21 protein-coding genes are annotated in these 23,718 nt (G+C 55.7%); 8 read left to right on the forward strand and 13 right to left on the reverse strand.

What is annotated here, in order from left to right; genetic code table 11:
• Nucleotides 1–755: electron transfer flavoprotein beta subunit/FixA family protein (locus BA066_02385; GenBank protein RDD53806.1), on the reverse strand; the 755-nt coding region annotated here is incomplete at its 3' end.
• 353 nt (nucleotides 756–1,108) lie between these two features.
• On the opposite strand from BA066_02385, the gene BA066_02390 reads away from it, so the two are divergent.
• From BA066_02390 to BA066_02400, 3 genes are all read left to right on the forward strand, one after another.
• Nucleotides 1,109–2,314 (forward strand): acyl-CoA dehydrogenase, encoded by a 1,206-nt coding sequence (locus BA066_02390; GenBank protein ID RDD53807.1) that lies wholly within the window; start codon nucleotides 1,109–1,111, stop codon nucleotides 2,312–2,314.
• Nucleotides 2,315–2,478: 164 nt separating this feature from the next.
• Nucleotides 2,479–3,594, forward strand: a complete 1,116-nt coding sequence (locus BA066_02395; GenBank protein ID RDD53808.1) for a pyridoxal-phosphate dependent enzyme — start codon at nucleotides 2,479–2,481, stop codon at nucleotides 3,592–3,594.
• Nucleotides 3,578–4,264, forward strand: coding sequence for a cobalamin-binding protein (locus BA066_02400; protein ID RDD53809.1), 687 nt, complete (start codon nucleotides 3,578–3,580; stop codon nucleotides 4,262–4,264). The genes BA066_02395 and BA066_02400 overlap by 17 nt, the downstream gene beginning before the upstream one ends.
• Before the next feature lie 171 nt (nucleotides 4,265–4,435).
• Here the strand turns inward: BA066_02400 and BA066_02405 are convergent, their stop codons facing one another.
• The 3 genes from BA066_02405 to BA066_02415 form a co-directional block, all read right to left on the reverse strand.
• Nucleotides 4,436–5,446 (reverse strand): hypothetical protein, encoded by a 1,011-nt coding sequence (locus BA066_02405; GenBank protein RDD53810.1) that lies wholly within the window; start codon nucleotides 5,444–5,446, stop codon nucleotides 4,436–4,438.
• A gap of 627 nt (nucleotides 5,447–6,073) precedes the next feature.
• The gene (locus tag BA066_02410) at nucleotides 6,074–8,152 is read right to left on the reverse strand and encodes a hypothetical protein (GenBank protein RDD53811.1); all 2,079 of its coding nucleotides are present in this window, start codon (nucleotides 8,150–8,152) and stop codon (nucleotides 6,074–6,076) included.
• Between the two features lie 156 nt (nucleotides 8,153–8,308).
• Entirely contained in the window at nucleotides 8,309–8,968 is a 660-nt protein-coding gene (locus BA066_02415; GenBank protein RDD53812.1) for a peroxiredoxin, read from the reverse strand.
• 297 nt (nucleotides 8,969–9,265) lie between these two features.
• Here BA066_02415 and BA066_02420 point away from each other — a divergent pair, with 297 nt between their 5' ends.
• The 4 genes from BA066_02420 to BA066_02435 all read left to right on the forward strand — a co-directional run bounded on the left by BA066_02420 (nucleotide 9,266) and on the right by BA066_02435 (nucleotide 14,385).
• On the forward strand, nucleotides 9,266–10,759 hold the full coding sequence (locus BA066_02420) for an ABC transporter ATP-binding protein (protein ID RDD53813.1): 1,494 nt from the start codon (nucleotides 9,266–9,268) through the stop codon (nucleotides 10,757–10,759).
• Nucleotides 10,760–10,835: 76 nt separating this feature from the next.
• Complete coding sequence (locus BA066_02425) at nucleotides 10,836–11,813, forward strand: ABC transporter permease (protein RDD53814.1); 978 nt, start codon at nucleotides 10,836–10,838, stop codon at nucleotides 11,811–11,813.
• Nucleotides 11,814–11,826: 13 nt separating this feature from the next.
• Entirely contained in the window at nucleotides 11,827–12,741 is a 915-nt protein-coding gene (locus BA066_02430) for an ABC transporter permease (GenBank protein ID RDD53832.1), read from the forward strand.
• A gap of 342 nt (nucleotides 12,742–13,083) precedes the next feature.
• Nucleotides 13,084–14,385 carry a BMP family ABC transporter substrate-binding protein gene (locus tag BA066_02435; GenBank protein RDD53815.1) on the forward strand — a complete coding sequence of 434 codons (1,302 nt, stop codon included), beginning with the start codon at nucleotides 13,084–13,086 and terminating at the stop codon, nucleotides 14,383–14,385.
• A gap of 62 nt (nucleotides 14,386–14,447) precedes the next feature.
• Here the strand turns inward: BA066_02435 and BA066_02440 are convergent, their stop codons facing one another.
• The 4 genes from BA066_02440 to BA066_02455 are packed head-to-tail and all read right to left on the reverse strand — an operon-like array spanning nucleotide 14,448 to nucleotide 18,988.
• Nucleotides 14,448–15,389: a GNAT family N-acetyltransferase gene (locus BA066_02440; protein RDD53816.1), complete on the reverse strand. Its 942-nt coding sequence runs from the start codon at nucleotides 15,387–15,389 to the stop codon at nucleotides 14,448–14,450.
• Nucleotides 15,320–16,069 carry an NAD-dependent deacylase gene (locus BA066_02445; protein RDD53817.1) on the reverse strand — a complete coding sequence of 250 codons (750 nt, stop codon included), beginning with the start codon at nucleotides 16,067–16,069 and terminating at the stop codon, nucleotides 15,320–15,322. Before BA066_02445 ends, BA066_02440 begins: the two co-directional genes overlap by 70 nt.
• Nucleotides 16,059–17,372 (reverse strand): radical SAM protein, encoded by a 1,314-nt coding sequence (locus BA066_02450; protein ID RDD53818.1) that lies wholly within the window; start codon nucleotides 17,370–17,372, stop codon nucleotides 16,059–16,061. The genes BA066_02445 and BA066_02450 overlap by 11 nt, the downstream gene beginning before the upstream one ends.
• A complete protein-coding gene (locus BA066_02455; protein RDD53819.1) occupies nucleotides 17,369–18,988 on the reverse strand; it encodes a hypothetical protein in 1,620 nt (539 codons plus the stop codon). The genes BA066_02450 and BA066_02455 overlap by 4 nt, the downstream gene beginning before the upstream one ends.
• Nucleotides 18,989–19,039: 51 nt before the next feature.
• On the opposite strand from BA066_02455, the gene BA066_02460 reads away from it, so the two are divergent.
• Nucleotides 19,040–19,711 carry a glucose-6-phosphate isomerase gene (locus tag BA066_02460; GenBank protein RDD53820.1) on the forward strand — a complete coding sequence of 224 codons (672 nt, stop codon included), beginning with the start codon at nucleotides 19,040–19,042 and terminating at the stop codon, nucleotides 19,709–19,711.
• A 13-nt stretch (nucleotides 19,712–19,724) separates the two neighbouring features.
• Here the strand turns inward: BA066_02460 and BA066_02465 are convergent, their stop codons facing one another.
• The 5 genes from BA066_02465 to BA066_02485 all read right to left on the reverse strand — a co-directional run bounded on the left by BA066_02465 (nucleotide 19,725) and on the right by BA066_02485 (nucleotide 23,704).
• Nucleotides 19,725–20,969: a translation initiation factor IF-2 subunit gamma gene (locus BA066_02465; GenBank protein RDD53821.1), complete on the reverse strand. Its 1,245-nt coding sequence runs from the start codon at nucleotides 20,967–20,969 to the stop codon at nucleotides 19,725–19,727.
• 9 nt (nucleotides 20,970–20,978) lie between these two features.
• Nucleotides 20,979–21,398, reverse strand: coding sequence for a 30S ribosomal protein S6e (locus BA066_02470; GenBank protein ID RDD53822.1), 420 nt, complete (start codon nucleotides 21,396–21,398; stop codon nucleotides 20,979–20,981).
• 80 nt (nucleotides 21,399–21,478) lie between these two features.
• Nucleotides 21,479–23,281: a translation initiation factor IF-2 gene (locus BA066_02475; GenBank protein ID RDD53823.1), complete on the reverse strand. Its 1,803-nt coding sequence runs from the start codon at nucleotides 23,279–23,281 to the stop codon at nucleotides 21,479–21,481.
• Nucleotides 23,282–23,294: 13 nt separating this feature from the next.
• A complete protein-coding gene (locus BA066_02480) occupies nucleotides 23,295–23,480 on the reverse strand; it encodes a 50S ribosomal protein L24e (protein ID RDD53824.1) in 186 nt (61 codons plus the stop codon).
• A 5-nt stretch (nucleotides 23,481–23,485) separates the two neighbouring features.
• Nucleotides 23,486–23,704: a 30S ribosomal protein S28e gene (locus BA066_02485; protein ID RDD53825.1), complete on the reverse strand. Its 219-nt coding sequence runs from the start codon at nucleotides 23,702–23,704 to the stop codon at nucleotides 23,486–23,488.
• Nucleotides 23,705–23,718 lie beyond the last annotated feature (14 nt).

Below are 23,718 nucleotides of genomic sequence, written 5' to 3' on the forward strand. Positions count from 1 at the left end.
GATTTCAGGGCATTCAGGAGTTTCTCCAGCGATTCCTCAAGATCCCCCTCGATGATCTCCCTTCTCCTCTCCACCTTGAGGGCCCTGATCTCCCTGATCCTGACCTTTGGTTCGAATGAACTCGCCACCTCCTTCTGCACTATAGGCTTCTTGGAGGCCCTCATTATGTGGAGGACGGTCGGGATCCTCGGCTGGTTTATCTCCTGAGTCACCGAGATCACGGCGGGTAACCTGACGGATACGACCTCATCGTAATCCTCGAGGCTCCTGGTGACCTTCAGCTCATCCCCATTGACCTCTATGGCGGTCGCGTAGGCCACGTAGGGCCACCCCAGCTCGGCCGCCACCCTGCCGGGGATGACCCCGGAGAAGTTGTCCTCGCTCCCCTCACCAGCGAGGACTAGCTGATAGTTCCCAGCCCTCACCTCCTCAGCTATCACCTTGGCGGCCCAGTAAGTGTCCATGTCCTGACGGCCCAGCAGGAGGATGGCATCATCAAGTCCCATCGCCAAAACCCTGGTCAGGGCCTCCCTGGCCTCCTTGATCCTCCTGCCCGAGGTTCCCCAGCAGAGCAGCATTATGGCGGTGGCCCTTCCGCCGACCTTCTCCTTCATCCTAACGGCTTCCTCAGCGGCGTTGATCTCGATATCCCCGGCCTTCGTCGGTGCCTCCTCCAGGTAAACCTTCCCACTCCCTCCATCCACTACCAACTGTTGGACGTCGAGTGACTGCTTCACAAGCACCGCTATGTCCATCCCAGCACCCGGAGTTGGGGGACCTCTTCAAGAAAAAGTTTAACCTGATGGGAGCTCCGTCAGGGCGGCGGGGTGAGTTGCCCCTGGGGCTTCCCGAGAGATCACCTACATGGAGGTTAGGTGAGCGTGGAAAAGGCGAAGGCCTAAGGGATAGCGGAGTGTATTCTCGCACCGGGCGTTCGATCCGAGTCATGCGTGAAAATTTCAAGCAATAGTGGGGTTAATGTGTGAAAATTAGCTCATTGAGCCAGCAATCTTGATAGAAAACACCACAATGGGATCTAGCACGACGGCTCGCAATGAGAGCTAAAGCTTTTTAATTTTTCTCCCCGGGATCGGCGAGGGTATGCAGCTTGGTCGACTTCTCCTTCACGGAGGAAGAGGAGGTCTTCAGGCGGACCCTGAGGGAACTCCTCTCCGAGATCCTTGCCCCTAGGTCTAGGGAGATAGATAGGAGCTGCAGGATACCAGGGGATGTGATAAAAGCACTCGCCGAGAACGGGATCCTCCTTCTGACGATCAAGCCGGAGTACGGTGGCCAAGGGGCCAGTTGGGTGATGGGCACAATAGCCACGGAGGAGATAGCAAGGGCGGATCCGAGCGTCGCCACGGCCGTCTTCCACCTGGTGGAGGCCTCATGGGGGAAGATAGTGGAGAGGTATGCGAAGCCGGAACTGGCGAAGGAGGTGCTGAGCAGGGCGGCTAGAGGGGAGGGTTTCGTCGGCATATGCTCCACCGAGCCTCAGAGCGGAAGCGATGTAGCTGGTTTCAGGACCCTAGCTAAGAAAGAGGGCGATCATTGGATCCTAAACGGTGAGAAGACTTACATAAGTGGCATAGTCGAGGCGAAGGAGGTGGATGGAGGGTACGTCACCTTGGTGAAGACGAAGCCGGAAGCGGGTTCTAGGGGAATAAGCCTTTTCTGGCTTCCCATAAACGCTCCTGGGATAGAGACGGGGCTCTTCGATGACATGGGGAGGTGCGGAATAAGCACCGGATGGATAAGGCTGAACAATGTCAAGCTTCCTGAGGACCACCTCATAGGGAGGGTTAACGAGGGTTTTGAGATAGCGATGGAGGGATTCAACAGGGCGAGAGTTTTCGTGTCAGCCGGATGCACGGGCTCAGCAATGGCAATGTTCGATTACACTAGAGAATATGTCAAGAGCAGGGTCGTGTTCGGGAGATCCCTGGCCTCCTTCGAGGGGATCCAGTTCCCGCTAGTGGATTACTACGCGAGGATAGAGGCTGCCAGATTGGTCATGTATAAGGCGGCATGGATGGTCGATCAGTTCGATCAGGGGAATGCCACTCTCAGGGATGTCGGAATGTGGGCGGCTATGGCGAAACTACTGGCCCCAGAGATAGCTGTTGATGCCCTTAAGGAGTTCATGAAGGCCACGGGAGCATACGGCTACACGAAGGACACCCCGCTGGAGATGGCCCTCAGGGGAGTGTTAAGCTACTACGTTGGGGCTGAGGGCGGCCAGAACATAATGAGGCTGATCCTCGGGAGGTTCCTGTTCGGCTCGGAGCACCTGCCCTACAAGCAGAAGTAGCCCAGTGAACGGTCAGAAGGAGTAATATTATTTCACCAATATTGCTTTAATAATCAATAATTTTTATAATAATCCGTTATATAAAAATATGATGGAAAATTCTCCCCACGCCCCTCGCGAAGCTCCGGTGGACATTTTTAACTCAATACCAGATCGAATTCCCTGTGATTTACAGGTGCCCGAGGTGCGGATCGACCTCCAGCTCGGATTGGAGATGTCCTCACTGCGGTTCTTTGATGGAAATAAGACTGGAGAGGATTTTCTGGGAGGTTCAGGAGGGAGAGCCCTCAATTTGGAGGTATAAAAATCTTCTACCAAGGGCTAAGAGGATAGTGAGCCTGGGGGAAGGTCTGACTGATGTGAGGAGGGTGAACGGCACGCTGATAAAGGACGAGACCAAGAATCCCACTGGCTCTTACATAGACAGGGGCTCCTCCGTCTTGGTCAGCTGCTCGGACATGGCTAATAGGGTCGAGCTGGAGTTCTCTCCGGACGTCACGATATCGCTCGCATCCTACATACTCAGGTGCGGGGGCTCCATTGAGGTCAGGGTGGATCCCGAGAGGGTCGACTGGGACGAGCTGCTCTACCTGTCCCAACTGGACGCGGCCATATCCTTCGGCCCCCATGGATTTAGGAGCGATTACGAGAACCCCTTCATGTTGGAGGGATTCAAGACAATAGCTTATGAGATTTACGAGTTCAGGGAGGGTATAGGAGGCATAGCAATACCATCTGAGTCCGGAGTTCTTGCTTACGGTGTGCTGAAGGGGTTTCTGGAGCTGGAGGAGATGGGGTTGATGAGGGTCCCTCAAGTCTACCTGGCCCACCACGGTCCCCTGAGGGGGGAGCTGGTGGACATCCTGCTGGCCATGGGGGTGAGGCCCGTGGAGGCGGATCCGAGGGAGACGGTTGACTCTATGATAAGATTGGCAAGAATGGGGATCTACGTGAAGCCCGTCTCGGCCATGGCCTATGCGGTGGCCTCTAGGCTAGGAGGAGATGTGATCGCATTGCTAACTGGGACTGGTCTGAGGAGGTGGAGGGGCGCGCATCCAAGACTCACGGACCTTCAGAGGAGGGTGCTGGCCGTCATGAGGAGGGGAAGGGAGATGACAGCATATCAGATATGGCGTCAAATCGACGAAGCGAGCTTGCAAGGTGTTTACAAGGCTCTGTTCAAGCTCAGCGGAATGGGTCTCATCTCCTCGAAGAGGAGGATGTGCGGGAGGAGGATAAAGAGGGTCTACTACCTCACGGGAGGTGAACCTGATGGATGATGAGGGGCTGAGGGGGAGGCTCAAGAGATCCCTCGTGGACCTTAACGCAGATGAGTTCATGAGATGCCTCGATGATCTGATCTCGGAGGGAGCTGACCCATGGGAGATCGTCTTAGGGCCGATGAGCGAGGCCATGGAGGAGATAGGGAGGCTCTTTGAGGATGGGGAGTACTTCATCGCTGAGATGCTCGAGGCCGCCGATCTCTTCAGGAGAGCCCTAGAGAGGCTCGGGATAGGGAAGGAGAGCGGGAGATCTAAACTGGGAACCGTGGTTATAGGGACTGTTAAAGGTGACGTTCATGACATAGGGAAGAGCCTGGTGACGGCGATGCTCAGGGCTGCTGGCTTTGAGGTAATCGATCTTGGTGTTGATGTTGACGCTGATACCTTCGTGAGGGCCGTTAAGGAGCACAACGCTGATATACTGGCTATGAGCTCCCTCCTGACGACAACCAGGGATTACATGAGGGTGGTCATAAGGAGGCTGGAGGAGGAGGGCATAAGGGATAGGGTGAAGGTGCTGGTGGGGGGCCTCTCCACCTCACAGGAGTTTGCGAGGTCCATAGGTGCCGATGGTTGGGGGAAGAACGCTGTGGAAGGTGTGAGAGTGGCGAAGGCCCTGATTGGGGAGAGGGGCAGGCAGACTCCATCAGAAATCGATCAAAGTTAGATATTAGGACCCAAAATTCCGCCTGAGCATGCTAAATTATTCGGAGCTCGCTTGGGATATGAGAGATGCTCCAGCCACATATAGCGCGAATCAACTGCCCAAGCTGCGTTGCGCCTCATGAGTTGAGACTCCACTCGAGATGGGATGCTGAGAGGAGTCAGGATCGGAAGATCAGCTGGTTCCGGAGAGGAGGAAGAGGAGTCCGTAGAATAGGGCATCGGAGAGAGAGCTTATTGACGTGATGAAGGACAGCATGAAAGTGCTGTTCTCACCTGATATCTCCACCGCGAGCTTATTTCTGGATGAGAAGTAAAGTGAAGCTATGGGCAGTAGCATGAGAAGGATCAAGGCTTCCCCTTCACTTAGCGTGATACACGCCAGCAGGCCGGCCAGCTGAACGAAACTGGAGCAGAGGAAGGACCTCAATCCTCCGAGTTTATCGACCATCTTCCCTATCAGAGGACCTGTTGCGATCTCCAGCAAGTTGGAGATGGCGTATATGGACCCCAGGGTGAGGGAAGACCTTCCCAGAGCTTCGTAAAGCTTGATCTCGAGCAGGCTGTACATGAGGGGCATGACCAGGTCCTCAGCGAGTAGTATAGGCGCTAGAGCCCCCAAGGCCCTGAGATGAGTTCTCCCCTTGAAGGTCATGCTCATCATGCGATCATCCTGATCGGGGAATATGGGCAATGATGAAAGGAAGAGGAGTGAGGATATTGTGAGAAGACCCTCGATATTAATGTGATCGAGCAGGAATCCTCCGATCAGGAGTCCGAATGAGATCCCTGACCTGGAGACAGCATAATATATTCCGGAGGCCTCACCATGATCGATCCCCTCCCCTAGGCTCGATATCGCCACCGGCTCGTAGCTCAGGAGGAGACCGAGGAGGAAGCTTGCTAGTAGCAGGTTGGCACCGCTCATGGCACAGCATAGCAGGGAGAGGGATGTGAAAGAGATTATTAAGATCAGAGGGAGCCTCCTAGATCTGAGGAGATTTACCAAGATCCCTGAGGTGATTGCGCTTATGAAACCGGACGTGCAGCCGATGCTCATGGCTATGAAGTAGCCCGGAAGCCCGAGCTCTCCATAAATCTCCAGCGCGAGATATGTGGAGCTCAACCCCCAGGCCACCTCGAGGAGAAACGCGGCGACCAGCACCCGAGCCAGTTCCCTCCTCACCCTCCCACCCCCCAGGCTTCTTTAAAGCGAGGAAATCTCGAGGGAATGCGAACCTTTCAAGGAATCTGGTGCAATTTTCCGGATATAGAGCCCTCGAGTGTACCTAACTTCCTCCGCTCTTCAAGAGAGTTCTCAGAAGAATGTCTATTTAAACTTTTCCATATGGCCCCATGAGCTCGCCCGTGGTGGCCGGAGCTTTCGGGCTGGAAAATTAGCGGAGCCCGTTAGATGAAAGACCTTACACACATTCCCAGATTGAGAGAAGATTGGGACCCACGTGAACCGTAGGAAAACTACTTAAGCTTTCTTCACGTGCCCAGGACCAGATCTCCTGAGGTTTTGAGGATCACCATAGCTTCCCCGGGGATCTTTGATCGGAAAATCCTCCCGGCTAATACGGAGCTTTGATATGTGAGCTGAGTTGGAGGAGTGGCTCCTAACAATCTCACTGGGAGTATCCCATTAAGCATGTCAGCCCAGCTGCTAGAAGGACATCGAATTCACCTTCGCTCCATTCCCCTCCTTAAAGAAAATTTCTTTTAGATAGATTCAATTGTGAGGATTGGATAGGATATGCTGACCCCGGGTATGTGAAAACAATACACATGCGAATGACTCCGAGTCCGCTCAGCGGGGCTTCGCTCTTGAGGACCGAGGAGTCGAGTCAGAGGGAGCGCGTGCGGATGAGGATGAGTAATTGATAATTTCTATGTACTTTCGCCGAGGAAGATATAATTTTTTTAAATAATTAATGATTTCAGTATCATCCATTCCCTCTATGAAGTCCCCCGGGTTCCTGCCCTTGGCGGAGGCCTTCACCGTCTGGAACTTCAGAGCCGTCCTCCTCAGCGCGTTCAGCATTCCATCCCTCCCGAGAATTCCCTCAAGCAGTGTTATGTCCTCCGGAACCGGAATCGACCCACCGAAGTCCTTCCTGAACCAGTGCCCGGCCGTGTGCCTGTAGGAACTAGGTAGCCTTTCGATCACATCCCGCAGGCTCAGGCCGCGCCACCTCCTCAGGATCGTGAGATACTGGGCCACAGCGGGCTGATCCAGCCTGTATAGCCTCATCTTGGTGAAGTACTCCCCCAGCATGAGCTTCCTAGCCCCAGGAGATGCACCCCAGTTAAACCTCTCCAGCCCGGCGAACTTGCTCCTGGTCTTCCTTCTCCTCTCCTCAAGCCTCTCAACGTTCACAACCTCCCCAACCCTGTAATCCATGGATTCCAGCTCCTCAACGATCTCCCTGACCTCGGGGGGCTCCTCAACTATGGGCAAGCTCTCCAGGCCTGTCCAGAGGCGCGTCCCACAGTGGGGGCAGATGTTGTCGCCCACTGGATCATATGGTTCCTCCAGCTCACCACCGCACCTCGGGCACCTGTAGATCAGGCCCTCCATCAGGAGCTCATCCCTCTCGGGATGAAGTACGAACTCGAGCGAGCCCTCCCCGTCCCACCTGACCGCCACTATCTTGGGGAACCCATCCGGATACCTATCGAGAACATGAACCACAAAGCCCTCCCTGGTCCTCTTTCCGGAGACGTCGCTGACCCTCATCCCAATGAAATCCTCGTTCCACCAGTTCCTACTATCCCTGGTCCTAGGCGTCGTCCTGACGCGGTCTAGGTAAAATCTGTAAGCCACCCTCGTGCTGTTAGCGGCGAACATGAAGACAGGGAACCACCTCCCTCCCTGAGAGACGACCAGCATGTTCCTCAGGACGTAGCCCTCATGGAGGATTGTGTGAGCATAGTAAAGGTCTTTCAAGGTCCAATTCCTCACACCGAAGAAGTAGAGAGCGTCCTCCCTGTGGAATTTCCTGAATCTTTCCGTTGTTATCCCCTTCAGGGCGGAGAGGAACTCCTCCGTTGTGTTCGCAATGAAGACCTCTCCGTGCCTGTCAGAGACCACCTCCTTTGGCTCCAAGTCGGGGGGCCTCTCCTCCTGCACGGGCGCCCACTCATATGGTGAGCCTTCAATGCTTTTCACGGACTCTATTCCGGTCCTCTGCCTCATGATATTCACGAACTCGTCTCCCCTCTCTATCAGAACTGAGTGTATCTTTTTGGGGAGGAGTCCCTCCCTCATCCTCCTCACAACCACCCCAACGGTTCCCGTTCCAGCGAAGGGGTCCAGCACCAGGTCTCCATCGTCCAACTTGACCCTCTTGAGCATCTCCTCAACGAGCTTTTCGGGAAATATCGCTGTGTGCTTCCAAGGAGTCTGCTGGAGGGGTATCTTCACAACCTGGGGTCCCCCAATGTATATGCTCCTCTCACTCCTGCCCAGCACCATCACCGGCTCGTACGTGTTGGTGAACCTGTCCTCGACCGAGGAGGGCATATGATTTGGCTTGTACCAGATGATGATGTCGAGGAGGAGCCAGCCATTCCTGACCATGTGATAAGCAAGTCTATAAGGAATTTGTAGGAGGTGGGACTTCCCGTACCTGTGAAGGTACTTATCACCGATGTTCAGGAAGAACACGCCATCATCACGCATCTTCCTCCTCAACTTGCTGAACACGACAACGAGCCTTCCTATATACTCCTCCGGAGTTTCTTCCTGCCCGATCTGTCCCTCAAATCCGTAATCCCTTTGCCTCCAGTAGGGTGGAGAGGTTATGGCAACAGCTACGGAGTTGTCATCGAGAAGATCCAGCCCAGCGTAAACCTCTCCATGTATGATGAAATCCATTTTTATCACCTCCCCGACCTAGCCTAGATGCTGCAATTTCTTCAAAAGCATCTCGCCGAGCTCGGTCAGTTTCTCCCGTTAGCACTCGCTGGCTGATCCAGCCAGGGGTCAATAGACGAGATCCGAATGGTCTCAGGGGCAATTCGCAATAAAAAAATGAGGGGATCAGATCTTCTTATAGCAGAACCACCAATCGTAGCACTCTATCTTCTTCTCCTTGGCCAACTCCAGCCTCTCCTTGGCACTCTCCACGTCGCTAGCCGGCCTTATTATTACCTTATCCCCCATGAGCTCGTTATTCGGCCAGTTCGCTGGTAAGGCGACCTCGTAACTATCTGAGGCCTGCAGAGCCTTCAGGGCCCTCAATATCTCATCAATGTTCCTGCCTATCTCCTGCGGGTAGTAGAGTATCAGCCTTATTATACCGTGCGGGTCCACGATGAAGACGGCCCTGACGGTGTTGGTGCCCTTGCTAGGGTGTATCAGTCCGAGCTTCCCGGCGACCTTACCGAGATCATCAGCTATTATTGGAAACTCTATCTTCAAACCAAGCTTCTCCTCTATCCATTCAACCCACTTGATGTGGCTGAAGACCTGATCTATGCTCAGGCCTATGAGTTCGGTGTTCAGCTTCCTGAACTCCTCATATCTCTTCTGGAAGGCGTAGAACTCCGTGGTGCAGACCGGTGTGAAATCGGCCGGGTGGCTGAATAGGATGAACCACTTCCCCTTGTAGTGATCGGGCAGCTTCATCACGCCGTGCGTGGTCTTGACCTCCATCTCAGGGAACTTGTCGCCCAGCAGGGGGATCCCGCCAGCCTCCATGAGATCACCCGTGAACCTCGGAGTTAGTAATTAATAAATTTATTGGTTATGAAAAATAACCAAAAATCGATAGGTTAGCACCCTTCTTATCATTCCAAACTTTTCAAAATTTTTTGGGGATTATTTCACTAATATATTTACAGCATAGCTGGAATATAAAAATTTATTAGGGTAAGATTCCCCAATCCACGGGAATTCTCTGAATGGAAGGGCTGGCGGGTCCTCTTTAATATTTAGCGGGCGAGCAGCGGGGGGATTGGGATCTCAGCGATAGAGGGGTGCGAGTATTTAGTTAGAATGGTCAATATCACAAAGAGATTTCATGATGTGACGGCCAATAATAAAGTAAATTTTGATTTAAAGCCAGGAGAAGTTCATGCTTTGCTGGGAGAGAACGGAGCCGGCAAGACGACCCTCATGAACATACTCTTCGGCCTGTACAGGCCCGATGAGGGTGACATCTACGTGAGGGGTAAGAAAGTTCAGATAAGGAGCCCCAGGGACGCAATCAAGTTGGGAATTGGAATGGTGCATCAGCACTTCCTCTTCATCGAGGAGCATAGCGTTGCGGAGAATCTCGCTCTGGCCCACTCTAGGGGATTCTTGAGTTACAGGAAGGAGGTGGAGGAGGGTGTGAGGTCTGTGGAGGAGAGGTACGGTATAAAGGTGGATCTGGACGCCTACATATGGCAACTTTCCTTAGGGGAGCAGCAGAAGGTGGAGATACTCAAGTTGCTGCTATCCGGTGCGGACATACTGATCTTAGATGAGCCGACATCCGTCCTTGCGCCGAATGAGATAGGGGGGTTATTCAACTCCCTGAGGAGGATGAAGGCTGACGGCAAGGGAATAGTGTTCATAACGCACAAGCTGAAGGAGGTCTTCGAGGTAGCTGATAGGGTCACCGTTATGAGGAACGGGAGTGTGGTTGGTACCTTTGGAACTCGAGAAGTCACGGAAGAGGAACTAGCTAGGATGATGATAGGCAGGGAACTCTCCTTCAGGCTTACAAGGTCCACTGCGACCGGGGAAGTTGTCTTGGATGTGAGGGATCTCGTCGTCGTGGGGGACAGGGGGGATGAGAGCGTCAGAGGGGTCTCATTTCAGGTCAGAAGCGGGGAGATACTTGGGATAGGTGGGGTTGCCGGAAACGGGCAGAACGAGCTGGCCCAATCGCTAGTGGGTCTCAGGAAGGTCAGAAGGGGCAGGATCCTGATCATGGGTGTGGATGTGACCAACAAGAGTCCCAAGGATATCTACAGGTTGGGTGTCGCTTACATACCGGAGGAGAGGATGAGGTATGGGATAGTCGGGGAGATGAGCGTGGCGGAAAATTCCATACTGAAGAGGTACAATGAGAGACCATTCAGCCATAGGAAAATTCTCAATCAACGTGAGATAAACTACTTCGCTGAGAGACTGGTCGAGGAGTTCAGAATAGTCGTTCCCTCGGTCCAAGCGCCCGCCAGAAACCTCTCCGGAGGGAACATCCAGCGGTTGATAGTGGGAAGAGAGCTCATCGCTGAGCCAAGGTTGATAATAGCCTCGAACCCGACTCAGGGTTTGGATGTGGCCGCTTCGGAGTACATAAGGAATCTCCTAGTTGCCCATAGGGACAATGGGGCCGCAGTACTTCTGATCTCCAGCGACCTCGACGAGCTATTGGGATTGAGTGACAGGGTAGCGGTGATGTTCAGGGGCGAGTTCGTCGGAATGTTCAGACCCGGGGAGGTGTCCACGGAGCAGCTAGGTCTCATGATGACGGGGGGGCTGCGCCTTGCGAGTGGTTAGGAGGCCGGAGGCCAGCAGGAAGCTCGTAATAGGTGTAAGAATTTTATCCATTTCTGCGGCTTTGATATTAGCATCATTGCTTCTAATGTTACATGATGTCAATCCTTTTGACTTCTACTCCGGATTGCTGTTTAATGTCTTCGGGAGCAGGGTGGGGGTGACGGAGTCCGTCGTGAGGATGATACCCCTGCTCCTAATAAGCTCGGGGCTATCCCTATCCTTCAGGGCGGGCTTCTGGAACATAGGGGCGGAGGGTCAGCTGCTGGCCGGAGCCATGCTCGGTTACCTAATAGCCTCTAGCTTCGGGGAGGCGCCCAGCTTCTTACTTATCCCCTCGCTCTTCATCGCGGGCTACCTAGCGGGTGCTGCTTGGGGGATGATTCCAGCGCTCCTGAAGGCCAAGTACAACGTTAACGATGTCCTGTCAACCCTCATGCTCTACTACATCCTCTACTGGGTCTTCCAGCATCTCATACATGGCCCCTGGAAGGCCGTGGAGACCGTGGGAGGACTCACCTACGGAGGCTTCGCCCACACCAAGGTGCTGCCCGCGAACTCACAGCTCCCGGTCATAGCCGGGACCAGGGTGCACTGGCCGACCCTCCTGATAGCACTGATCTCCACATTTCTGACATACTTCATCCTGAGGAGGACCACATGGGGCTTCGAGCTGAGGGCCTTCGGATGGAACCCGGATGCTAGCAGGGCCGCGGGCATAAGCGGCGAGAAGGTCCTGTTGCTGGCGGCCTTCATAAGCGGAGGCCTCTCGGGCGTGGCCGGCATAGGGGAGCTTTGCGGGGTTCAGAAGAGGTTCACTCCGGAGTTCCTATCGGGATATGGCTTCTCAGCCATAATCACGGCTTGGCTGAGCGGAAACAACCCAGTGAATCTATTGATATCAAACTTCCTCTACGGGGGGCTGCTCGTTGGTGGAAGCTACGCTATGATATCTTACAAGCTCCCCCTGGGTTTCATAAACATGTTCAACGGGCTGATGCTCCTCTCCGTGTTGGCTGGCGAGTTCCTGATAAGGTACGAGTTGAGGAGGGGTTGATATGGAGCTAGAAATATTGGAGAACGTGATCTGGGTGGGATCCAGAACAGCTATCCCTCTCCTGCTTGCATGCGTTGGTGAGATATACGCAGAGCGATCTGGGGTTCTGAATCTGGGCGTTGAGGGCATGATGGCGATGGGTGCGGCGATTTCCTTCATAGTCGCTCTTCAGACACATAACGCCTGGCTCGGGGTCTCGGCAGGCGTCCTCGCAGCAATGTCGCTCTCCCTGATTCATGCTTTCATAAGCATCTCCCTTAGATCGAATCAGGTGGTCTCTGGACTCGCGATATCCATGCTGGGGCTCGGCCTGAGCATTCTAGTGGGCAGGAAGTACGTTGGATTCCAGCTCCCCCCGGACGTGAGGTTCCTCCCAACGCCGATGGCCCCCCTTAATGGTATCCCACTGATCGGGAGGCTTCTATTCGATCAGGACCCGATCTTCTACATCAGTCTGCTGCTGACGCTCCTTCTCTGGTTCCTGCTCTTTAGAACTAGATATGGGCTGATAATAAGGTCCACGGGAGGGAATCCGGCAGCCGTTGACGCCGCTGGCATAAGCGTCGAGAAGGTGAGGTACGCGTCCACGCTGCTGGGAGGGGCGCTCTCAGGATTGGCTGGGGCCTATCTCTCGACCTCCTACAACCCTGTGTGGATAGAGAACATAACGGCGGGCAGGGGGTGGATAGCGATCTCCCTGGTGATATTCTCCCTCTGGGACCCAGCCAAGGCACTGCTTACTTCCTTCCTATTCGGTACGATAGAGGCAGCCAGCTACACCCTTCAGGCTCTGGGCTACAGCCAGTGGCTCCTCAGCGCCTTACCTTATCTGATGACACTGGTCATCCTGACCTTGGGATCCTCAGGGAGGTTCAGGAGGAGGGTGGGGGCACCGCGCTACCTCGGAATTCCGTACGATAGGGAGTGAGTCTCTTTGAGAGACCGGGGTTACGGGGAGGCCAACCCCCCATGAGGCTGAAACAGCCCGGCCTCCCCGGGCCGCCGCCCACGGCGGCCGTGCTGGGCTGTGCGTCAACTTCTTAATAAAGTTATCCCCCGGTCTGCAGCTGTAGCCACGCATCTGAGCTCCTCAGCGGCATCGGCAGAAGCAGGGAACGGACCTGCTGAAAGGTTCCTGAATTCTCGAGATCCTCTCCTTGAGTTTCCCATGAGATGCGATCGGAATTTGTCGTGTGGCAGCGGAATCTTAGGTGTAAAGCTTTATATATAATGGCCCCAGCGGAGGCTCAGCCCCCCATGAGGTGATGTTATGAGACCCTATCAGGTGGTAGCCCTTTCTCTCGCCCTCCTGATAATAGGGGCGGCGGGAGGGTACCTTCTGTCCCCCAGATCCGAGTTCACCGTGACCAAGACCGTAACGCAGACGATAACAACGGAGAAGTTGACCACGGCAACGCCCCAGAAGGGAAAAGTGAGGGCAGCTTTCGTGTATGTGGGGCCCATAGGGGATTACGGTTGGTCCCACGCGCACCATCAAGCCAAGGAGCTGATCGACAAGAAGTATGATTGGCTTGAAACGACTCAAGTGGAATCCGTGGATCCCGCCGCCTCCGCTGGAGTCATGGAACAGCTCATAGCCCAGGGCTATAATGTGATATTCACCACGAGCTTCGACTTCATGGATCCAACACTGGAGGAGGCTCAGAAGCACAAAGACATCCTGTTCTGGCACTGCTCCGGTTACAAGAGGGCCCCCAACATGGGGACCTACTTCGTGGAGTTCTACCAAGTCTACTACCTAAACGGTTTGATGGCTGGGGCCCTCACGAAAACTAAGAAGATAGGCTATGTCGCGGCTCACCTGATACCCGAGGTCGTGAGGCACATAAACGCCTTCGCCATAGGCGTCAAGGAGGTCTGTCCTGACTGCAAGGTGTACGTCAGGGAGATAGGCGCATGGGTCGATCCGACAAAAGCCAGGCAGGCTGCTGAGGCCCTGATATCGGAGGGCGTTGACGTCCTAGCTTTCACGGAGGATACGCCCACGGTGGTTCAGGTGGCTGAGGAGCACTACATGAGAGGGGAGAGGGTTCTCGCCTTCGGTCACTACAGCCCCATGAAGGATTACGGTAAGGATGTGTGTGTCAGTGGGCAGATCGCCCACTGGGAGGTCGTGTACGACGACATACTCTCCAAGATATACGCGGGCTCTTACACGAACGAGAACCTCCAGGACGTTGACTACTGGTGGAAGCTGAAGGAGGGCGCCGCTGAGCTTGGTTGCACTTACAACGAGCCGATCAATCCGAAGTTCGTGGATGAGCTGAGGTCCGTGAGGGTGAAGGGTCAGGTTCAATTGCCTAATGGTACGGTGCTCAGGGACCCGGATGTCTACACTCTGGTATTCGCTAGATTAGCTCAGATGGGAGCCATCTGGACGGGAAAGGGCTGGGTACATGTCAATGATGAGACCTTCGATCCGTTCACGGGCCCAATATATGATAACGAGGGCAGGTTGAGGGTACTCCCCGGCCAGAGGATAGGGCACGATGAGCTCTGGTCGATGCAGTGGTGGGTTGATAACATCGTCGGCCCCCGACTAGGGGGCTGAATCCTCCTTATTTTCCCTAATATATCATGGCCAAGGATTGAGGCTCCTGCGAATGAAAGACATCATCGCAGGGGTTTCCTCATCCACTTGACCCTCCTCAGGGGCTCGAAGCCGGCCGCCTCGAAGGCGGCCCTGTACCTGCACCAGGTCTGGGTTCTCACCCGCGTGGCTCCCATCTCATAAGCTACCGTCAAGGCCATCTCGGCTGAATCGAATATCTGACCCAGTCCCGCTCTCTCGGGACCCCATATCAGAACGTAGAAATAGTTATCCTCAAATGTGGGTCTGAAGAGGCCCATGATGAACTCCCAGAGCCCGACCCTCACCCTCAGCACCCTCGGGGGTGGAAGGCCGACCTCCTCCCTCCCCCAGAGGAGCTCCCAGAGGAGGGATGAGGGCCTGGTCTGACCAGCTATCATCTGAGCGGCCGCGGGGAACTCCCTCCTCCCGAGCTCCTCCACCTTGGGCTGCTCCGGAGCCGGCCTGGACTGGGCCTCCATGACGACCTGGGAATCCACCTCCGAGAAGCCCAGGGCCTCGAAGAAGGGGATCGCCTCATCGTAGGGTATCGTGTCGAGGGCATCGAATCCCATGCCCTCCGCTATCCTGCAGCACTCGCTCACGAGCTGCCTCCCAACGCCCGTCCTCCTCTCCTCCTCCCTGACCCAGACCATCTGAAGGTAGGCGTGCTCTCCAACGGGCGATCTAGATCTCTCGGGAACCACCTCAGCCTCACCTATCACCTCCTCTCCCTTAAGGGCCACTATAACCTTCCCGTCCACCGAGAGCAGGTTCTCCACGTACCAGCTGAAGACCTTCGGATCCCCCCAGTAGCCGCACTCACTCAGCCTGATGCCGAGTGGCACCTCCCTCCATCTAGGGCAGTGAATGCTCACGATGCCCTCCAGCAGGTCCGGGCTGTACCTAACTATCCTCAAGGGGCTCCCCCCAGGTATCCATCTATGCTCAGGAGCGTCTCCCCGGCCCCCTTCCTTATCCTGAATCGCGCGAGCCCGCTCAAGCTGGTTTCCTCCGGATTCACCTCCACCAGTATGGCTCCGCGCTCCAGGGCCTTGATCGGTAGGGAGGCAGCCGGCATCACCAGACCGCTCGTTCCTATCACCAGCACGACTGAGGCCCTCCTCATCATCTCCTCTGCCTCGGACCAGGCCTCTGGTGGGAGGGGCTCGTGGAACCAGACGACATCGGGCCTCATGATGGAGCCGCAGTCACACACGGGAGGTATCCTCTCAGGGATGTTTCCGAATCCCAGCTCCCTCCTGATGCCGCAGGATGTACATCTCAACCTCCATATGGATCCGTGCAGCTCCACCACGTTTACTGAACCGGCGAGCCTGTGTAGACCATCAACGTTCTGGGTCACGACGCCCATGAGCATGCCCTCCCTCTCCCACCTGGCCAGAACCTCGTGAGCGGGCCCGGGACGTGCCCTACCTATTAGGGACATCCTCCAGGCGTACCATCTCCAGACCAACTCGGGGTCCCTCCTGAAGGCCTGGGGCGTTGCCAGCTCCTCCGGGTTATACCTCTCCCAAAGGCCTCCCCTACCCCTGAAGGTGGGTATCCCAACCTCCGCAGATATCCCTGCTCCCGTGAAGGCAACCACCCTATTCGCGTTCCTCCTCATGAGATCAGCCACTATCCGGATGTCATCAGATCTCATGGGTCCCGACCTCCGGCGGGCTCGCTGGGTAGGGCCTCACCTCCGACTCCAAGGGACAGCCTCCCCTGCAGACTCTCAGGAGGGGACAGCTCAGGCAGGCGTCACCGACGTAAGCACCTTCCCTGATGCTCCTACACCCCTCTGAGTACCATATGTCCTCCCATCTGTCCCTCAATATGTTCCCAAGCTTCAGATAGTGACTCTGGCAGGGTATGACGGAGCCGTCCGGCTCCACCGCTATGGCTATGCTGCAAGCGGAGCAGAACTTGGGACCCAGTCCCAACTCGATGGGATCCATCTCACAGTACCTAGTGACCCCGTACCAAGTGAAGTCCAGATCGAGCTCTATGCAGAGCTCCTTGGTCTCCGAAACGATCCTCCTGATCTCATCCATGCTGGGCTCCAGGTCGGATGAAAGCTTGGCCCTCCCGCTGTAGATTAGCCTGTTCAAGGAGTATCCGTGGGCCCCAAGCTCAGCGACGAACTTGACGGTGTCCTTTACCCAATTCAAGTTCTCTCTAAGCAGCGTGGAGTTCACACTAACGTAGATGCCCGTCATCACCATGTTCCTTATGCCCTCAACAGTTCTCTCCCAACTTCCCTTCACTCCCGTGATTCTGTCGTGCACCTCCGGATTCTTCGACTCCAGGGTGATCTGAGCGTAGTCCAGGCCCGCCCTGGCGAGTTTCTCAGAGAGATCTCTACTCAGTAGCGTCCCGTTCGTTACGATACCGGACACCATCCCGAGCCTCTGAGCCTCAGCCACTAGATCGACGAGATCCCTCCTGAGGGTCGGCTCCCCTCCCGTGAAGGTCACCTGAGGAACTCCGAGGTCCCGGAGGATCCTGAGAACTTCCTTCCATTCACTCGTGCTGAGCTCCCTCGTCTCAGCAGGGCTCTGGGAGTAGCAGTGAATGCACGCATTATTGCAATCATAAGTCAGCGCCAGATCCGCCCTAAGGGGAGCGGGAAGAATTGAGACATCCGGGAACTGGTAATTGAAACCTAAATCGGTTATAGGATCCGCATATCCATCTATGAACTTGCTTATCTTATCAGAAATCTCCTCAAAGTGCTTCCTTACCTCTCCCCTCTTCAAACCCCTGTAGTGGATCTTCAGCTCCCTCAGGGCCTCCCTCCAATCTCCCCCGGACAGGAAGACCTTAACCATTAGGGCGGCCGTGTGATTCAAGTAGGCGACCCTGCTTGCATCCACGACGATGGATCCGATGCTGTATGGTTCTATCCTCAGCTGGATCCTGTGACCCCTGTAGTTGAACGTCAGGAGCTCCCTCGCGCTCAACCCACACCACCTCCCGCACAAGCGCAGGCGCAGCTCACGCAGGCACAAGCGCAGGCGCAGCTCACGCAGGCGCAGGCCACTCTGACCCTCCTACTGGTCCCCCTCGGCCTCTCTGGGACTATCGCCTTGGCCACGTTCTCAGAGAAGCTCTCCAAGTTCCTAACTATGGAGGAGGAGAAGCCCTCGACGGATCTGGCTATTGAATCAGCGGCCCTCTCGATGTCCGTGACCACTGGCACCTCCCTGCTCTCGGGCTTCCTAGGGGCCGGGCCGGGGATCTGAACGGTGCCCCCTCTCCCCGGGATCCAGATCCAGATGTCAACGGGCTCCGGAAAGCTCACCTCCCGTTGGGCTCCTCCCCTCAGATGCTCCCTCAGCTTACGATCGAAGTCCTCATCCGTCAAGAGCCAGGGTAGGTTCTCCCTGAGGAACTCGAGCCTCCCCTCGGGTGGTTCCTCGGATAGCTTCCTCCAGAGCGAGTTGACCAGCTTCTCGTAATGAACCAGCGTTCCAAATCTCGAGTACCCGGAGAGCTCCCTGTTCACCCTCTTGTGGAGGACCTTGATGACCTCAACCAGGCATTCCTCCTTCGGCGGGTTCGCGTCATCCAGGCATCTTAGGAACTGATTCTCATAGGCCCTGATGTGAGCTCCCGGTTCCTCCAATCTCTCCATCTCAAGGGGATCGAATCTCTTGATCCTCAGGAGACCTTTTCTGGATAGCATAAGGGCTATTATCGTCAGTATCCTGCCGTAGCTAATCTTCCTCCCCTCCAGCATCTTGAGATAAGCTACCTCTGGTGGTTCCAGTTTTTTGTTGACCCCCAGACTCTCGACCACCACCTCAGGAATCTGATAAGGCCTCTTCTCCACCAAAATCTTGACGTACCTCACTATCAGGAAGATGGAGATCAGGAGGGCCCCCAGCAGGAGCAGGGCCACCGCCGCGTAAAGAAGGTCGTTCTCCTCGGATCTAACGTAGGCGGTCACGTACTCCTTCGGGAAGGAGATCCCGACGTCCAGCTTGAAGTTGGGAGGTAGCATGCTCCTCTCCCAATAGAGAGCGAGCCTGCCATCCTCCAGCTGGATCAAATTATCATAATCCGGCTGATTCCTCACATCAACGCTCTTAACCCCTGGAGGTAGGATGACCCAAAGCTTGAGCCCTTTGACGGTGGCGTCGAACCAAGAGGGTGTGAATCGCAGCCCGACGTTTCCAGGGTTCGTCATGTCCTCGTAGAGGAAGTTCCTCAGCCTGACCTCCAGGTGATAGGTCCTCGATTCCCCGGCATATATGGGCCTACTTGGATGCATCTTCACGGCATAATAGTCGCTCTCAATGACCCTCTCATGATCCACCTCCCTCAATTCACTTCCATAAACCTCAGAGGCTAGGAGCACATCGAAGTCCTTTGAGGGCATGCCGATCGAGACGTACCTGCTGACCACTCCCGAGATCACGCTGATCGTCAGGTTGTAGTGGAGAAGCACGTCACCGGATCTCTCTATGATGAGCAAGACCTCCTCCTCATCCACCTCGTAACTTATCTGCGCTGAAGCGACCACCAGGGGGATCAAAAGTAGAGCTATCAGCGATGGTATGATTGCCTTCTTCATCCCGCATAGGGTCGGAAAACCGCTTATAAACTAATCAGATCCGATCGCGCGATGCTGATAGCCCCTGGCATCGAGTTCGAGGAGGATGGGCTGAGATTGCTTGCGGACGGTAGAGAGGTGGAGCCGGAGATCAGACGGTTGAGTGAGCTGAAGAGAGTTTTGATGAGCCCTGATGCCTTGAAGGAGGATTCAACGGCATATCTCATCTACAGAGACCTGCCACCCCTAACTCATAGCATGCTGAGGTTCGATTTGACTGTGGTGCTTCCTTGGGAGGTGGGAGGGGAGCTCGCTAAGACGAAGGGTCATTATCACCTCCCGGTGGGGGGGAGGCATCTGCCCGAGGTTTACTTCGTGCACTCGGGCGAGGCCACTTTCCTCGTCCAGAGGAGGGGACCCTCCCCATTCGAAGTGGAGGACTTCCTCATCGTGAGGGCTCGACAGGGCTCCCTGGTCGAGATACCCCCTGAGTACGGGCACGTCACCGTTAACTCCGGGAGGGGCGTTCTCGTCATGAGTAACGTGATTCACAGGGGGGTCAGGCCCGACTATGAAACTTACGAGCTGACCAGGGGAGCCGCTTACTACCTCACGCGAGAGGGGATCGTCAGGAACGGGAGCTACAAAGTGGTCCCGGAGCCAAGGCATGGGGAGCCTGTTGAATTGAGGGAACCCATAATGGACTTGCTGATGGACAGGGAGTTTCTAAAGAGACTCCTCTGATGCCCATATCCCCCTATCCCGTGACCCTGTACTCGACGCCACCCTTGACGTGACCGTAGCCTATCAGCCTCCACCTGTTCCCCACCCTAGCTGATATGGCCACCCTCTGCTCCAGCTCCGCAACGGCCGGTATCCTCACGATGAGCTTCATGAAGTCCTCGCCGCTTATCTCCTTCAAGACGGCCGGTATCGTGGCCGTGCCCACGTTTAGCTGAATGAAGTCCCCGCTCTTGGGCTTACTAACTGGTATTTCCTCCTTCATGCCGACTATCTTTTCGAAGAACCTGGCCTCCACATCGAGCTCCGACCAGGTCGGGGGGAGCTCGCCCGGCATGCCCACCACGCTACCCACCATGTTATCCGCCTTGGTCAGGGCGGGATCCAAGAGCGTGCCCACGCCTATGAGGCCGCCCGGATGGGCCTCCTCGAGGGGAGTCTCCTCGCTCTTCAGGCTCACTATCTTGGTGGTCAATGGTATGAACCTGCCTCCCCTGTAGGCGCCAGGCCTTATCTCTATCTCATCCCCCACCCTGAACTTCCCCTGTATGATGGTGCCGCCCAGAACGCCTCCCACGAGCTTCTCGGGTCTGGTCCCTGGCCTATTGACGTCGAACGATCTGGCCACGTACATCTTTGGTGGCCTGTTCGGATCCCTCTTGGGTGGAATGAACCGCCTCACCATCTCCCTCACCAGAAAGTCGATGTTCACTCCATGAAGTGCTGAGACAGGTATTATGGGGGGAATCTCATCCAAATTTCCCCTGAGGAACTTTACAATCTGCTCGTAATTCTCTAGAGCCTCATCATCGCTGACGAGTTCTATCTTAGTCTGGACCACTATCATCTGGGTGACCCCCATTATCTTAAGCGCCATCAGGTGCTCCCTGGTCTGGGGCTGTGGTACCGGCTCGTTTGATGCTATTATGAATAGGGCGGCATCCATCAGCGTTGAGCCGGCCAGCATTGTCGCCATTAGGGTATCGTGACCTGGGCAGTCCACCAGGGATATCTTCCTGATCAGAACGGTCTCGCTTCCATCCACAGGACAAACCTTGGACGTCGTGTAGCGGTCGCAGGAGCTGCACTTCCTCAGCTCGGCGTTGGCATAACCTAGCTTTATTGTTATTCCCCTTCTGAGTTCCTCGCTGTGCCTCTCAGGCCAGACACCGGTTAGGGCTTGCACCAGCGTCGACTTACCGTGATCGACGTGGCCCGCTGTGCCAACGTTCATCTCCGGTTGCAGCGGTTCCTTGCTCATCGAATCACCTTACGAAGCCTCTCCTCCCACGAGCTCCTCCAGGGGTCTCTCCCCTCGCCTCACAACCTTCAGGTTTATCTGCCTGGTCGCCTCGGATATTATGCTTCCTCTCACGAGCTTCGCCCTCCTTTCCCCCTCCCTCCTAGGGTGGAAGCCCGGTGGTGATGATAGCAGGACCCTCTTCCTCCCCGGGATTGGCAGGGATGGATGCATCGGGAATCCGTCCTTGTCCGTGCCCCCTGTTATCATGAGGGTGTAGCCGGGTAGTCCGATGGGATCTCCGGAGATCTCCTCCCCTATCCTCTTACCCATGAAGTATCTCAAGCTCTCCTTCGGCATCTTCAGGTGAAAGGTCCTCCCCGTCCCGGGGTCCCCTATGTCCAGCGCGAGGAACTCCTCGACGACACCCCTCCTCCTGCTAGCGGACATTCGACCACCCGAGGGGAACATCAAGTGGTCTATAAAAACTCATGAGAGGCCGGCCGGGGCGGACCGCTGGGAGGTCCCGACTACTCCTCGGACTCCCCTCTTCCCGAGTACTTTATCCAGATTATCTTCCTGTAAAGGGACTTCTCATCATCGCTCATCTTACTAAAGTAAATCTCCCTTGACCTCTCATCCTCGAACTCGCTGACGTCTGTGTAGAGAACCCTCCCCTCCTTGACGTTCCTCCCGACGACCCCTCCCCTTATCGAGATGGCCACCCTCTGGCCTGCCTTCGCCTCGGGGATCCTGTTCCCCTCGTGCTGTATATCCAAGATGACACCCACCCTCCTTCCGCTCCCGTTTATCAGCGGGTAGCCGGGTCTGATGGATCCCGAGAGCACCTCTATGCCGACTATCGCGGGCTCGCTTCTCCTGAAAACGAAGTTCGGAAGCACGAGAATCTCGGCCGGGAATATGGCCTGGGATAGGACCCTCTCCTCCTCCCTCCTCCTCAGATCCTCCAAGTAGGACTTGAACTTCTCTATGAGCGTGTATATTATCACGTCCTCGAAGATCACCACGCCCCTGGAGAGGGCCTCCCTCCTCAGCTCCTCTGGGACCCTCACGTTGAACGCGAGTATCGCTGCGTACCTCTCGTCGCTCCCCCTCATCACGGCCGCCTCGAACACGTCGGCCTTGGTTACGTCACCTATGTCGGCCCTCCTGACGGGTATGCCTTCCTTCTCTATCTGAGACACCAGGGCCTCTAGGGTGCCGAGAGCGTCGGCCTTCACTATCACACCCACCCTATCTGTTTTTATCAGTATTCTCTCGACCTCCTCCTGGACCTCCCTCTTCACGCTATCTAGAACACTGGGATCCCTTACCACGTAAATTGGGGAGCCTGCGAGCACTTCCTCCAAGTCCGGGGCGGAGATCATGACCCCGGCAGCCGCCGAGACCTCATCAACTCCCCTGAACCTCTTGGTCATCCTCATCTCCTGAAGGGGCTCGGGGATCAGGAGGCTCCTCACCTTAGTCACGACGGGCCCCCTGGCTCCGGCCACCACGATGGTGTCCCCCCTCCTTATGGTACCATCGTATATTATCGCGGTGAGCACTGTTCCCAGGCCCGGCTGCTGCCTCACCTCCAGCACGGTTCCCCTTCCCTCCTCCGTCGTCACCTCCAGTCTGTCCAGCATGTACCTCTGCACCAGGCCGAAGAGTATGGCGAGGAGATCGGGGATCCCCTCGCCCGTCACGGCGCTAGTTGGCACTATGGCGAAGGTCTTCGTGAAATCCCTTATCCTATCGTACCTCTCAGCATTTATGCCTACCCCCATCAGCTGATCCACGACCCTGTAGAGCCTCCTCTCGAGCTCGGCCAGGGCAGATGCTGGTTGACTCCTCTCGGACAATATGAAGGGCTTCCCCTCCTGCGGCCTCCATCCGTATATGGTGTCTATCTTGTTGAGGGCTATGACGAACGGGACCCTCCTCTCCCTCAGTATGTTTATCGACTCAACTGTCTGGGGCTGCACACCACCGTTCACGTCTATAACGAGTATCGCTATGTCCGCGACGGAACCCCCTCTCCTCCTGAGGTTCGAGAAGGCCTCATGCCCCGGTAGATCGATGAAGAGCAGGCCCCCCGTCTTGATCTCGAACCTGAGGTTCAGAGCCTCCATGACAGGCCTGCATACCTCGTAGATGACGTCAACAGGTATCTCTGAGGCGCCAACGTGCTGCGTTATGGACCCGGGTTCCTTGCTGGCCACCCTGGTCTTCCTTATGTAGTCCAGCAGGGTCGTCTTGCCCGAGTCGACGTGCCCTAGGACGGAAACTAGGGGCTGCCTGTACCTCTTCTGAGCCCTGGATTCGCTCAACAAGATTCACCAGCTAGCCCTTCTTAGCTTTCCTAACCCATTTAACCTTCTTAGGATTCCTCCCAAGCTTCAGGTAGCTCTTAGCGCACTTGGAGGAGCAGAAATACATTATCGTCCCGTCGGCCTTCACGTACATCCATCCGAACCCGGGCTCGACATCACTTCCGCAGAAGGAGCACTTCCTGAGGAGCACTGCCATTCATATCACCTCGGTTTCAGCTTCCTAGCCTCGATCTCCGTCTCCCTGAGTATCAGGATGTCTCCAACCCTTACAGGACCCTTGACGTTCCTCGTCAAAACCCTCCCCCTGTCCTTGCCGACTAGTATCTTCGCCCTAACCTGTATGACCTCTCCGGCAACGCCTGTGCGCCCTATTATCTCGACAACCTCAGCATAGAATCCCTTATCCGCTTCCTGGGACATTCAGCTCACCATCC

The organism is Candidatus Korarchaeota archaeon NZ13-K, assembly GCA_003344655.1.
Classification (GTDB): Archaea; Korarchaeota; Korarchaeia; order Korarchaeales; family Korarchaeaceae; genus Korarchaeum.

Coding starts and splice junctions, on each gene's coding strand:
- BA066_02480 (RDD53824.1), bottom strand. CDS start 23,480: ATGGCAGTGCTCCTCAGGAAGTGCTCCTTCTGCGGAAGTGATGTCGAG.
- BA066_02420 (RDD53813.1), top strand. CDS start 9,266: ATGGTCAATATCACAAAGAGATTTCATGATGTGACGGCCAATAATAAA.
- BA066_02470 (RDD53822.1), bottom strand. CDS start 21,398: ATGTCCGCTAGCAGGAGGAGGGGTGTCGTCGAGGAGTTCCTCGCGCTG.
- BA066_02465 (RDD53821.1), bottom strand. CDS start 20,969: ATGAGCAAGGAACCGCTGCAACCGGAGATGAACGTTGGCACAGCGGGC.
- BA066_02435 (RDD53815.1), top strand. CDS start 13,084: ATGAGACCCTATCAGGTGGTAGCCCTTTCTCTCGCCCTCCTGATAATA.
- BA066_02460 (RDD53820.1), top strand. CDS start 19,040: ATGCTGATAGCCCCTGGCATCGAGTTCGAGGAGGATGGGCTGAGATTG.
- BA066_02485 (RDD53825.1), bottom strand. CDS start 23,704: ATGTCCCAGGAAGCGGATAAGGGATTCTATGCTGAGGTTGTCGAGATA.
- BA066_02415 (RDD53812.1), bottom strand. CDS start 8,968: ATGGAGGCTGGCGGGATCCCCCTGCTGGGCGACAAGTTCCCTGAGATG.
- BA066_02445 (RDD53817.1), bottom strand. CDS start 16,069: ATGAGATCTGATGACATCCGGATAGTGGCTGATCTCATGAGGAGGAAC.
- BA066_02455 (RDD53819.1), bottom strand. CDS start 18,988: ATGAAGAAGGCAATCATACCATCGCTGATAGCTCTACTTTTGATCCCC.